The 11,404-nt window shown below is 69.0% G+C and carries 11 protein-coding genes and 1 pseudogene; 5 read left to right on the top strand and 7 right to left on the bottom strand.

Translation table 11 applies throughout. The annotated features are described in order from the left end of the window. Positions 1–58: 58 nt before the first annotated feature. Positions 59–241 (bottom strand): hypothetical protein, encoded by a 183-nt coding sequence (locus ACLF3G_RS29030; protein ID WP_430672856.1) that lies wholly within the window; start codon positions 239–241, stop codon positions 59–61. A gap of 431 nt (positions 242–672) precedes the next feature. Here ACLF3G_RS29030 and ACLF3G_RS29025 point away from each other — a divergent pair, with 431 nt between their 5' ends. Beyond that, a complete protein-coding gene (locus ACLF3G_RS29025) occupies positions 673–1,056 on the top strand; it encodes a transposase (protein ID WP_430672855.1) in 384 nt (127 codons plus the stop codon). Positions 1,057–1,283: 227 nt separating this feature from the next. Here the strand turns inward: ACLF3G_RS29025 and ACLF3G_RS29020 are convergent. After that, positions 1,284–1,966 (bottom strand): annotated as a pseudogene (locus ACLF3G_RS29020) (IS256 family transposase); the annotation flags it as partial. Between ACLF3G_RS29020 and ACLF3G_RS29015 the strand changes: the two are divergent. Further along, positions 1,910–2,191 carry a hypothetical protein gene (locus ACLF3G_RS29015; protein ID WP_430672857.1) on the top strand — a complete coding sequence of 94 codons (282 nt, stop codon included), beginning with the start codon at positions 1,910–1,912 and terminating at the stop codon, positions 2,189–2,191. The pseudogene ACLF3G_RS29020 and the gene ACLF3G_RS29015 sit on opposite strands and share 57 nt — an antisense overlap. Before the next feature lie 76 nt (positions 2,192–2,267). On the opposite strand, the gene ACLF3G_RS29010 is transcribed toward ACLF3G_RS29015, so the two are convergent. From ACLF3G_RS29010 to ACLF3G_RS29000, 3 genes are all read right to left on the bottom strand, one after another. Then, positions 2,268–3,884, bottom strand: coding sequence for a GMC family oxidoreductase (locus ACLF3G_RS29010; RefSeq protein WP_430672854.1), 1,617 nt, complete (start codon positions 3,882–3,884; stop codon positions 2,268–2,270). Next, positions 3,881–4,741: a TauD/TfdA dioxygenase family protein gene (locus tag ACLF3G_RS29005; protein WP_430672853.1), complete on the bottom strand. Its 861-nt coding sequence runs from the start codon at positions 4,739–4,741 to the stop codon at positions 3,881–3,883. The genes ACLF3G_RS29010 and ACLF3G_RS29005 overlap by 4 nt, the downstream gene beginning before the upstream one ends. An 80-nt stretch (positions 4,742–4,821) precedes the next feature. Further along, positions 4,822–5,727, bottom strand: a complete 906-nt coding sequence (locus tag ACLF3G_RS29000; protein ID WP_430672852.1) for a LysR family transcriptional regulator — start codon at positions 5,725–5,727, stop codon at positions 4,822–4,824. A gap of 124 nt (positions 5,728–5,851) precedes the next feature. On the opposite strand from ACLF3G_RS29000, the gene ACLF3G_RS28995 reads away from it, so the two are divergent. Beyond that, positions 5,852–7,585, top strand: a complete 1,734-nt coding sequence (locus ACLF3G_RS28995) for a cation:proton antiporter (RefSeq protein ID WP_430672851.1) — start codon at positions 5,852–5,854, stop codon at positions 7,583–7,585. A 24-nt stretch (positions 7,586–7,609) separates the two neighbouring features. Next, positions 7,610–8,386 (top strand): phosphate-starvation-inducible PsiE family protein, encoded by a 777-nt coding sequence (locus tag ACLF3G_RS28990; RefSeq protein WP_430672850.1) that lies wholly within the window; start codon positions 7,610–7,612, stop codon positions 8,384–8,386. On the opposite strand, the gene ACLF3G_RS28985 is transcribed toward ACLF3G_RS28990, so the two are convergent. Next, the gene (locus ACLF3G_RS28985) at positions 8,378–8,644 is read right to left on the bottom strand and encodes a hypothetical protein (RefSeq protein WP_430672849.1); all 267 of its coding nucleotides are present in this window, start codon (positions 8,642–8,644) and stop codon (positions 8,378–8,380) included. The genes ACLF3G_RS28990 and ACLF3G_RS28985 overlap by 9 nt on opposite strands. 41 nt (positions 8,645–8,685) lie before the next feature. Next, positions 8,686–10,416: a putative bifunctional diguanylate cyclase/phosphodiesterase gene (locus ACLF3G_RS28980; protein ID WP_430672848.1), complete on the bottom strand. Its 1,731-nt coding sequence runs from the start codon at positions 10,414–10,416 to the stop codon at positions 8,686–8,688. A gap of 150 nt (positions 10,417–10,566) precedes the next feature. On the opposite strand from ACLF3G_RS28980, the gene ACLF3G_RS28975 reads away from it, so the two are divergent. Beyond that, on the top strand, positions 10,567–11,404 hold an 838-nt coding region (locus tag ACLF3G_RS28975; protein ID WP_430672847.1), incomplete at its 3' end, for a hypothetical protein.

The raw sequence follows: 11,404 nt of genomic DNA, 5'->3' as shown, positions 1-11,404 counted from the left end.
ACCCCGCCGCACGCAACATCAGCGCCACGTGGCTGACCAACCCAAGCAGAAACGAGCGCTAGGTGGCCGCCGGCGGGTGCACCTCCACGCGCTCGATCAGCGCACTCACCGCCTTCTTGATCTCCGGACCGCTGTCCGTGATCGCGAGCCCCTGGCGCAGACACGCCATCTCCTCCCGATAGACATCCGCAAGGTTCGGATGCAGACGCGGCACTGCTAGCGCCATGCGCTTCGCGACCACCGTCTCCAGCGCTCCACGACGCTGTTCAAGTTCATCCAGCCGTCCCTGCAGCCCTGGAGATCTCGACCCAGCCTCGATCGCCTCGAACAGGCCACCCAGCTTGCGCCGTACAGGCTCGAGTTCGCGACGCTAGATTTCGACGCTGGCGCCGGCCTCGCGGCCAAGTGGTTCCGCTCGACGTCAACTCAGACACGAAGGCCCCCAGCGCCTCCGGCTGCATCATCTCGCTGCCCAACGCTTCCAGATCCTGATCCTCGAAGGACCCCCCCGGCGAACCCGTGCACGGTTCGCGCAGGGTCCATCGCCCTGCGCCACCCGGCAGGCCAGATCGTCACGCCCAACCGAGGCAAAGCTGGTTCCGCAAACTCCGCAGTGAGAGTCAGCCGAGCCCGGCCTTGAGTTGATGGTGGTGGTTCGCCGGAGTGGTTGTCATGACGGACAGCACGGCGACAGCACCACTCGCTATTCCCTCGTACGACGCTAGTAGGAGCGGTTCCGATGTCCACGCGGGCCGCGGCTTTGAGGTTCGTGTGCGGGAGGTTCGGCGCCGAAACTGGTCGACGGAGGTGCGGCTGCGGATCGGCCGGGATACGCTGGAGCCTGGCGTCATCGTTCAGGTGGTGGCGGACCGGCACGGCGTCAGCACGAGCCAGCTCTACACCTGGCGCAAGGAGATGCTGGCCACGGCAATGACAGGCTTTGTGCCGGTGAAGGTGGGGCCGCAGGCGCCGCAGCTCCCGCCGCCCGGCGCCACATGCCGGCGGCAGCCGTCGCGGTGGCCAGGAAGCTCGCGGTGCTGCGCTGGCACATGCTGACGAAGCAAACCGACTATCTCTGGACGCGGCCCGCCCTGGACGCGCACAAGCTGCGCGCCATGGATTTGCAAATCGGGCACCCGATGCGGGAGGGCAGCGCGGGGACCGACCTGCGCCTACAACGGCAAGGCCCCCAGGGACCGCGAGATCGACGTCGCCCGGCAGGCCGAGCGCCTCTACGAGCATGCCGTCAGCCATTGGCGGCCTGCACAGCCCAAGGCGGTTTGCACGCGGCAGCGCTGCCAGGTGGCCCGCAGCACCTTCGTCACGGCCGTCTTCAGACTTTTATGGGCGTCGGAGACGATTAGCTTCACCCCCACCAGGCCGCGCCGCTTCAGGGTGCGCAGGAAGTCGAGCCAGAAAGGCTCGGCCTCCGAGCTGCCGACCGCCACGTCGAGAACCTCGCGCCGCCCGTCGGCGTTCAAGCCGACCGGAACGATGCGGCCTGCCTCGCCGACCTGGACGTAAGTGGTGTCGAGCCAGAGATAAGGCCAGTCACCCCAGTGGGCCAGTCGAGGAAGTCGCGGACCCGCTCGTCAATCTCCGCGCAAAGGCAGGAGACCTGGCTGCGGCTGATGCCCTCCAGGCCCATGGCGCGGACCAGGTCATCTACGGAGCGCGTTGGGATGCCCTGGACGTAGGCATCTTGGATCACCGCCGTCAGTGCCTTCTCGGCCGTCCTGCCGGGCTCCAGGAACGCAGGAAAGTAGGAGCCGCGTCGGAGCTTCGGGATCCGCAGCTCGACGGTCCCGGCCCGGGTCTGCCAGTCGCGGTGGCCGTTGCGCCGCACCAGGCGGTCCGAGCTGCGCTCGCCATGGGTGGCACCGGTCACCTCGCCCCCCTCCAGCTCCATATGGCCAAGGCTAAGCTGTCCCACCGGGAGCGGGACAGCTCCACGGTCCATCCCCATGCCGCAGCGATCGACATCGGTGTTACGATGCGCGTCGCCGCGGTCAGACCCGAACGCGACGCTGAACCTGTTCAGAGCTTTGGCACGTTCACCGCGCGCTGCTGCGTCAGGACGGCCGCCATGGAGTCCGCCGGGGTCTACTGGACCTACAATCCGAGGCGACGCCACGCGGCCATCGGCTTTCTCAGCCTTATGGCATTCGAGCGCTGGGCCAGTTCAGGCTAACCTCGGTGTTCATCGAACTGGCGGCAGGCCAGGGCAAGTCGGCCCGCCCGCGGAGCGCTGGCGGCATCGGCCTGACCTACGATTTCGTGGCGGACTGACCAAGGATCATCGTCGCAGCCTTCGCTGCAATCATCATCGTCGTCGCATTCGTATTGGCCGAGACGATCCGCGGCATGACCGAGGCATCCGCCACGCGCAACGCATCGATGCCGCGCAACCGAAGCTCCGGCGTCACGGGCGCGTCGTCGCCACCCATGCGGCAGGTGCCGCACAGGTGATACACGGTCGACCCCTTCGCCTGCGCATAGGCGAGCAGCGCATTGTCGCTGACCTGGCCCGGACCAGGTGCGGTTTCTCCCGCCGACCACTGCGCGAGAGCGCGTGCGCCAAGCAGTCGCCGCGCCATGCGTAGCCCGGCGATGGCCGCTGCGCGATCCTCGGACGCCATCAGGTAGTTTGGCTGGATGGCTGGCGCCTGGCGCGGATCGGCGCTGGTGGCGCGCACGGAACCACGGCTCTCCGGCCGGCACTGCCAGACGCCGATGGTCATGCCCGGCACGTCCTGCAGGCGCCCCGTCACGCCTTCCTCGGAATAGGAGGCGGGGGTGAACACGAATTGCAGGTCGGGCTCCTCCAGCGTGTCGCGCGACCGCGCGAAGGCGCCGGCATGGGCCGGGCTGAAGGCGAGCATGCCACCCCGCGTCAGCAGCCAGCGCGCCATTTCCCACCACAGGCGCGGCGGCCGCGCCTGCTCGTTCAGCGTGACCGGGCGGGTGACGCGATGAACCACGCGCATGGCGTAGTGGTCCTGCAGGTTCCTGCCGACACCGGGAGTGTCAGCGATGACCGGCACGCCGAGCGCGTGCGACAGCGCCGCCGGACCCAGGCCCGAGACCTGCAGCAGGTGCGGTGTCCCGATCGCGCCGGCGGACAGCACGATGTCGCTGGCAGCGTGCGCCGTCAGCACACGCGCGTCCCGGGCAAAGGTAATGCCGTTGGCGCGCCCCGCCTCAGTCTCGATCCGCAGCACCGTTGCACCGGTGACGACGCGCAGATTGGCGCGCCCGCGCACCGGTGCGAGGAAGGCGCTCGCCGCGCTGAAGCGGCCGCCGCGGCGGATGCTGCGCTGGTAGGTGAAGACGCCCTCCTGCGCCGCGCCGTTGTAGTCCGGGTTGCGCGCCAGGCCGCATTCGGCGCCGCCCTCCAGGAAGTCCGCCACGATCGGATGCAGCGCGGGAATGTCCGAGACATGCTGCGGCCCGCCGGCGCCGCGATGCGCATCGTCGCGGTAGTCCTCAAGGCTGCGGAAATGCGGCAGCACATCGGCATGCGACCAGCCCCGGCAGCCCGCCTGCGCCCAATCGTCGAAATCCCGCGCCGAACCACGCACCCAGAGATGCCCGTTGATCGCCGAGGACCCGCCGAGCACCCGCCCGCGCGGCGTATGGATCGCTCGCCCGTCCACGCCGGGGCCGGGCTCGGTGACGAAGTTCCAGTTGAAGCGCGGATCGCGGAAGGTCTTTAGGAAGCCTGCCGGCACCTGGAGGTAAGGATGCCGCGCCTCGCCGCCCGCCTCCAGCAGCAGCACGCGCCGACGCGGATCTGCCGAGAGACGGTTGGCCAGCACGCAGCCGGCGCTGCCCGCGCCGACGATGATGTGGTCCCAGTCGCCCTCGAACCTGTCGGCCGTCATGCCGCAGCAGCGAGGGTCGGCGCGGTGCCGGCGACGCAGGTGCGCACCATGTGGCGGCGTTCCGTCGTCGTCGCGAAAGGGGTGGCACGGTGCAGCACGGCGCGGTTGTCCCACATCACCAGATCATGGGGCCGCCACTTGTGCGCGTAGGTGAAGGCAGGCTGGGTCGCCAGCGCCATCAGGCGGTCGATCAGCGCGCGTGACTCCGCCTCGCCCATCCCCTCGATGCTGCGGGCATGCGCGCCGAGATACAGGGCCGGGCCATGTGGGTTCTCCTCCAGCACCAGCGCCTGGCGCACCGGGGGGTGCTGGCTGCGTTCGGCCTCGGTCACCAGCGCCGCATCGACGCGACTGCGCGACCAGCCGAAGTCATGGATGGCGACACGGCCCCGCAAGGCGTCCTGCTCGGCTGGGTCGAGTGCCGCGAAGGCTGCCCGCATGGAGGCGAATTCGGTGTCCCCGCCGGCCGAGGGGATCTCCCGCGCCGAGAGCAGCGAGGCTCGCGCCGGCACCGGCTTGAAGGACGAATCATGGTGCCAGAACCGGTTCGCCTTGTTGTTCAGCACCTGCTTGTCGGTTGGCGGCGTGATGGCGCCGTCTTGGCCGATATTGGACAGGATGATCACCGGACTACCCGCCCCGGGTGCACCAGGACGGGTGCGTTCGAGCGGCCCGAAACCCTCGCTGAAAGCGACCTGCGCCGCGTCGTCGATCCGTTGGTCGGGAAAGACCAGCACCGAGAAGCGGTCGAGCGCATGGCGCAGCGCGGCCATCGTCGTCGCGTCCACGCCGCGGGCGATGTCGACGCCGGTGATGCGGGCGCCGAGAACGGGGGTGAGCGGGGTTGTCTCGATCATGGGGGCGTTTCCTCCTGCGCCCACCCTGGCAGCACATCGCATTTCGGCGCCAGCCGGCATCTTCGCAAAACACTCTGCCGTCAGGCGGCAGGATCCGCGACGGCCAGCAGATGCGTGACGAAGGCCGCGATCTTGGCCGGCAGGCGATCGGCGCGCAGATGCACGGCGTGGATCTCGGCCTGGTAGGGGCCGGGCCAGGCCGGAAGGCCGGGCAGCAGCGCCGTCAGGCGGCCGGCCGCGACATCGTCCCCGACCATCCATTCGGGCAGCAGCACCAGGCCCATGCCATCCAGCGCGGCCTGGCGCAGCGCCTCCCCGCTGTTGGAGCGGAACGGCCCGGACACCGCGACCTCCCGCCGCGCGCCGTCGGCGGTGGCGAAGACCCAGACCGGCGCCTCATCGGCCTCGCGATAGGTCAGGCAGGGGTGCTGCAGCACGGCGTCGGGCGAGGCCGGCGCGCCGTGCCGGGCGATGTAGCCAGGGCTGGCACACAGGATGCGCCGGCCGGATGCCAGGCGGTGTCCGGTAAAGGACTTTCCCGCCGGCAGGCCGAGGCGGATCACCAGGTCCACCCCATGCGCGGGCACCAGCCCGGTCTGCTCGGTCAGCTCCAGGTCGATCTCCACCCGCGGATGCGCGGCGCGGAAGCTGGCGAGATGCGGCACCACATGGCGCAACGCATAGGAGCGCCGCGCGACGATGCGCAGCGTGCCGGTCGCTTCCTCGTGCATCTCGCGCACCTCGACCATGGCGGCGTCGAGACCCTCGAGCAGGGGCATGATGCGGGCCGCCAGGCGCCGCCCCGCCTCGGTCGGCGCGACCTGGCGCGTCGTGCGGTCGAACAGCCGCAGCGCGAGGTCGTCCTCGAGTTCACGCAGCGCCCGCGATGCCGCCGTCGCCGACAGCCCGAGCGAGCGCCCTGCCGCGGCGATGCCGCCGCGATCGAGAGTCCGCAGGAAGAGCCGCAGTGCGGTCAGCCGGTCCATCACGCAACGCTACGGCGACCAAGCCTGCCACGGAAGCAGGGTTGATCGCGACGCGGAGCCGACAGAAGCGCCTGAACCTATGCTAAGGTGCATCCTTGTGCGGTGAAAACTGGGGGTAGCCTGCATGGCCGACCACCTTATCTTCGAGATGCTCGTCATCGCCGCCGCCTCCTTCGTGGTCGTCGCCGCGCTCGTGCGGCTCAGCTTCTCGCCGATCATCGGCTACCTGGCGGCGGGGCTTCTGGTCGGTCCGCACGGCTTCAACCTCCTGGGCGCCACCGAGGGCATCCGCTTCCTCGGCGAGCTGGGCGTCGCCCTGCTGATGTTCATCGTCGGGCTGGAGTTCTCGCTGCCGCGCCTCATCGCGGCGCGCACGGTGGTGTTCGGCCTGGGAGGCCTGCAGGTCGTCGCGACCACCGCGCTGGCCGCGACGGTGGCCTGGCTCGCGGGCGCCGGCTGGGTTGCGGCCCTGGTGCTCGGCGCTGCGGCCGCAATGTCGTCGACCGCCATCGCCGCCAAGCAGCTCTCCGACCAGGGTGAGCTGAACAGCCGGCACGGCCGCATCGCGCTGGGAATCCTGCTGTTCCAGGACCTCGCCACGCTGCCGGCCCTGGTGGTGGTGGACGCGCTGCACGGGAGAGGCGGCGAGGCTGACACTCTTCAGGCAGTGACGCGCAGCGCCGTCGCCGTCGTGCTGTTCGTCGCCACGGCCCTGCTGGCCCGCCGCGCGCTCGCGCGTGCCATCGAATGGGTTGCCGGCACCAGGTCCAACGAGCTGTTTCAGCTGGCAACACTCCTGCTGATCCTGGCCTCGGCCCATGCCGCGCATGTGGCCGGGCTGTCGCTGCCCATCGCCGCCTTCCTTGCGGGCATGCTGGTCGGCGAAAGCGATTTCCGCCACCAGGTCGAGGACGAGATCCGCCCCTTCCGCGATGTGCTGCTCGGCCTCTTCTTCCTCACCGTCGGCATGTCACTCGATCCTGGCGCGATCACCGCGAGCCCACTGCTCGTGCTGGGCGCCGTGCTGCTACTGGTCGGTTCGAAGGCGCTGATCGTCTTCGCCGTGGCGCGGATCGCCGGGTGGGCGGCGGCGCCTGCGCTGCGCGCCGGCCTGGTGCTCGCTCACGGGGGCGAGTTCGCGCTCCTGATCGTCGCCCAGGCGCTTGCGGCCGGGCTGCTTGATGCCGCGGCGGGTCAGCTTGTCCTCGTCGCCGTGGCGCTCAGCATGGTAGTCGCCCCCCTCCTCATCCAGCGAAGCGGCCAGATCGCCGCACTCCTGGGCTGGGCGGAGGCCCGCGCCCGGATCGACGAGGCCGCCATCGCCGAGTCCTGCGCCGGGCTCTCCGGCCATGTCGTCCTGTGCGGATATGGCCGGGTCGGGCGCCTGGTGGCGGCAGCGCTCCGGGCGAGCGCCGTGCCCTACGTCGTGATCGAGCGGGACGTCGAGCGTCTGCGCCTGGCCCAGGAGCACGGCCACCGCGCCGTGTTCGGCGACGCCACGCGGCTCTCCATCCTGCGCGCCGTCGGCGTCGAGCGGGCGCGGATCGTTGCGACGACCCTGCCCGAGCACCCCACCGGGCGTCTCCTGCGCCGCCTCAGGATCGCCGCGCCCAGGGTGCCGGCCATCGTGAGTACCGACGACGCCGTCGGGTTGCGGCCGCTCATCGAGGCCGGCGCGTCGCGCATCCTGCCGGAGAACCTCGCCGCGGGTCTGGCGCTCGCGGAGGAGGTGCTGCTGGCGCTCGGCCTCCCGACGGGGGAGATCGCGGCACGCATCACCGAGGTCCGCACCGGGTTGAACCCGGAGTTGCGCGGGCTGCCACGGCCGGCGGCGGAGGACGCGGCGGCGCCGCCCTGATCATGCCTTGCATCGGCTCGCCGCATGCTGCTGGAAAGCCTGTCCCTCCCTTGGCGGGGCAGCCACGAAATTTATTCCGGCTGCCGCGCCGCGCGGGGTTTGTCCGGTGCTAGGCTGGGCGCCGTCCGCCATCTCGATCTGAAATCGTTCCGTATTGCATGCGGGTTGCACTACCGGATCGCGCTGATCGCCGGTCCGCAGTGTCGGGTGAGTAGGGCAGGCGAAGCTGCGACAACTCGGAGAGCAGGCATGAGCGCAGATCGACCGCAGGCCGCCGGGCTCCTTGATCGCTACCGGGCGGCCGCCTCCGGCACACTCCGGACGACACGCAATGCCTGGCCGGTGATGACCATCTACGAGCGGTTCGAACAGGTGGTGTCCCTGGTCCTCTCCCTGCTCGTGTCGGCGCTCATCGTCGTGGCGCTTGCCCACCTCACCTTCCGGATCGCTCACCTGATCCTGTTCGACCTCGTGGATCCAGCCAACCAGGAGACCTTCCAGGCGGTCTTCGGGATGGTCATGACCCTTTTGATCGCGCTGGAGTTCAACCATGCGATCATTGGCGTGCTGGAGCGCCGACACGGCATCGTCCAGCTCCGGACGGTGATCCTGATCGCGCTGCTGGCGCTGGTGCGGAAGTTCATCATCATCGACGCGTCGCATGCTGCGCCGGCGACAATCCTGGGCCTGGCCGCGTCCGTGCTTGCGCTCGGCGCCGTCTACTGGCTGGTGCGCGACCAGGACCGCCATGCGGCTGCGGCCGAGGAGGACGGCGGGGACGCGGGTAGCGGCTCATCGTGAGGCATCCGCGCGAGCATGGCCGGACCGTGAACTGGCCTTGAGCCGCGCGAGGCGGCCGCTCTCCGCTTCCCCGCGGCGCACCGCGACCTTGAGCCTGCGCGCGCGCACCTCGCCGAACAGCTTCGCGAGATTACCGTCCGGGACGCCCTTCAGCGCATGCGCGTGCGGCCGCGATCCGAACGGCTGGCTGCGGCTAACGCCCTGCGGATTGGCCGCACCGGTCGCCGGCGCGCCGGCGCGCCGGGGCGTTCCGGGCAACCGAGCATCTTCCGCCCCGCGCCATCCGATGGGACAAGGCCTCAGCAAGCCGTTCCGAGCGGCCGGCCACTGCCGACAAGATCCAGGAACGCCTGAGGCGGCAAGGGCCGACTGAACAGGTAGCCCTGACCGTAGGGGCATCCGATGTCGCACAACATCGCCCGTTCGGTTTCGGTCTCGATTCCCTCCGCGACAACCTCGGCGCCCAATTCCTGGCCGAGCCGGACGACCGCCTCGACGATGATGCGCTTTGTCTTGCTCTCCGCCATCGACTGTACGAATCCGCGATCGATCTTGATCTCGGTGATCGGGAGCGTCTCGAGGTAACGCAGGCTGGAGTAGCCTGTCCCGAAGTCGTCGATCGACAGCCCCACCCCCAGATCCCGGAGCGCGCGAAGCCTCTGCTGCATCCGCACCGTGGGCTCAGCCATGAGGGTTTCGGTGAGCTCGAGCGTCAGGGACCGCGGATTGGCACCAGTCTCCTCCAGGATCGCGGTGATGAAGCTGATCATGTCGCGATGGACGAACTCCGTCGCCGAGACATTCACCGCGATGCGCAGCGACGGCGCGCCGTCCCGATCCAGCCGCGCCGCGAATGCGGCAGCCTCGCGAACTCCCCAGGCGCCGATGTCGACGATCAACCCGGTGTTCTCAGCCAGTTCGATGAAGCGGTCCGGCATCTGCAGGCCGAACAGCGGATGCTGCCAGCGCAGCAGGGCCTCCGTACCGACCAGCTTGCCGGTCGCGAGTTCGACCTTGGGCTGGTAGTCGAACGCAAAGTCGCCGTTCGACACAGCCAACTGCAGTTCGTTGGCGAGTCGGATGCGCTTCCAGGACCGTTCTTCGCTTTCGTTGTCGAACCTTCGCACCTCGCGTAATGGCGTCGCGCGGGATTCGTGAAGCGCCGTGCCGGCGCGGCGGAGCAGCGTCAGAGGATCGCTGCCCGGCTCGCCGACGACATAGCCGATCGCGAAGCGGGCGTTGGCGACGGCGCCCGGCAGGATGTGGCGCGGTGCCAAGACCGCGGCAACGATGGCGACGGTCGATGCGGCGTCCTCGCGCTCGCCGAGACGGTAGACGACAACGAACTCATTGCCTCCGACCCGCCCGACGGCTTCGGCGGACAGCCCCCGCAGCCGCTCTGCAACCTGCGCCAGCAGGGCGTCGCCCGTATCGTAGCCGAAGCCGCAGTTGATATCGTGGAACCGCGAGATATCGACCTTGATCACGAGCAGCCGCGCCGCCCCCTCAGAACTGAGCTCGGTGAGTCGACCGAGGAGGGCGTTTCGGGTCAGCGCACCGGTCAGGCGATCGAATTGGACCGCCTCCTCCAGACGCGCCGTCGTATCCTTCAGGGCGGTCACGTCCTGCATCATCCCGACGTAGTGCGTGGGCTCGGTGCCGGACGCACATACCGGCGCCAGGTGCAGCGCGTTCCAGAACAGACGGCCGTCCTTGCGGTAGTTCCGCAGTTGGACGGAGACCGCCTCGCGCCGCCGGATCGCGTCGCGGACCGCGGTGATCTCGGGCTGGAGACGGTCGCTGCCCTGCAGATAGCGACAGTTGCGGCCGAGGGCATCCGCCGGCCCGTAGCCCGTGATCTCGTGAAACGCCTCGTTGATGTAGATGAGCGGCTCACCCTTCCGCAGCTCGGCGATGCAGACTCCGACCGGCGCGAGATCAAGGATGCGTTGTGCCAGGACACTGGGCAGCGCGACCGGCTCCGCCGCAGCGCCATCGGCTGCGGCTGGCGCGTCACAACCATGAGCCATCCTGTCCCCACCTATCAGCCATGCTGACCGGTCCCCTTCCGCAAGGGGTCCCCGGACACTACCTGCGGTTTCAGGTTGTGCCGGAATGGTGTGACGGGCGATCGGCCTGGTCGGCACTCATTCTCGGCTTTCGGGCGTCTGGACCATTACATGGAAAAGCTCTTTTCGACGGCAGATGTTTCGGCGCGCGACCGATTTGATTACTGGCACAGCGTTGCCAACAAGAATCTCGTGAAGCACGATTCCCGACCGGAGTGCCGAACGACATTCCAAGCCGAGTTGAGTTCGTCGACGATTGCAGATGCCAGTCTCGTTCTATTCGAGAACTCGGCGATGCGGGTCGAGCATACGGAGCGCCATGCGGCGCACGCCAACGACAACGAGATTTTCGTCTGCCGGCAGGTTGCGGGTACGCTTGCGCTTGAGCAGGACGGCCGCGATGCAGTCCTCGCGCCGGGCGACGTGGTGCTGCTCGATCCCCGATTTCCTTATGCCGGGCAGTTCAGCTCAGGGTCACGTCTGCTGGTGGCCAAGGTGCCACGGCGCGACCTGAAGGCTCGCATGGGATGCGTGCGCAAGGCCATCCTGCATCCCATCCGGCCGTCTGGTGGCGAAGGCGGCCTGGTATCCGCCTTCCTGGGGATGCTGCCGACCTACGCCGCAAGCCTTGCGCCAGCGGCGGCAGAGGTCGTCAAGACCAATGCACTCGATCTGCTCGCCCAGGCCTTGGCGAGCTCGATCGATCAGCAACTCCTTTCCGGCTCGCCGGCGCAGATGCTCGTGCTCATGAATGTGCGTGCCGCGATCGAGTCACGGCTGGCCGATCCAGACCTTGACGGACCTACCGTGGCCGCTGCCGCTGGGGTCAGCGTGCGGTACGCGAACGCCGTGCTGGCGCTGGAAGGAACGTCGATCCGGCGACTCATCCTTGCGCGTCGGCTTGCGCGCTGCCGAAAGGCGCTGGAGGAAGCGTCGCAGTCGGGCAGGA

The organism is Falsiroseomonas sp. HC035 (assembly GCF_050563525.1).
In the GTDB taxonomy this organism is placed as follows: Bacteria; Pseudomonadota; Alphaproteobacteria; order Acetobacterales; family Acetobacteraceae; genus Falsiroseomonas.
This window is presented reverse-complemented; position numbering and strand designations above follow the sequence as displayed.

What these genes read in the sequence shown, in the direction of transcription:
- ACLF3G_RS28980 (WP_430672848.1), bottom strand. Translation starts at nt 10,416, where the DNA reads ATGGCTCATGGTTGTGACGCGCCAGCCGCAGCCGATGGCGCTGCGGCG.
- ACLF3G_RS29015 (WP_430672857.1), top strand. Translation starts at nt 1,910, where the DNA reads ATGGCCAAGGCTAAGCTGTCCCACCGGGAGCGGGACAGCTCCACGGTC.
- ACLF3G_RS29025 (WP_430672855.1), top strand. Translation starts at nt 673, where the DNA reads ATGACGGACAGCACGGCGACAGCACCACTCGCTATTCCCTCGTACGAC.
- ACLF3G_RS29010 (WP_430672854.1), bottom strand. Translation starts at nt 3,884, where the DNA reads ATGACGGCCGACAGGTTCGAGGGCGACTGGGACCACATCATCGTCGGC.
- ACLF3G_RS28990 (WP_430672850.1), top strand. Translation starts at nt 7,610, where the DNA reads ATGCTGCTGGAAAGCCTGTCCCTCCCTTGGCGGGGCAGCCACGAAATT.
- ACLF3G_RS29000 (WP_430672852.1), bottom strand. Translation starts at nt 5,727, where the DNA reads ATGGACCGGCTGACCGCACTGCGGCTCTTCCTGCGGACTCTCGATCGC.
- ACLF3G_RS28995 (WP_430672851.1), top strand. Translation starts at nt 5,852, where the DNA reads ATGGCCGACCACCTTATCTTCGAGATGCTCGTCATCGCCGCCGCCTCC.
- ACLF3G_RS29005 (WP_430672853.1), bottom strand. Translation starts at nt 4,741, where the DNA reads ATGATCGAGACAACCCCGCTCACCCCCGTTCTCGGCGCCCGCATCACC.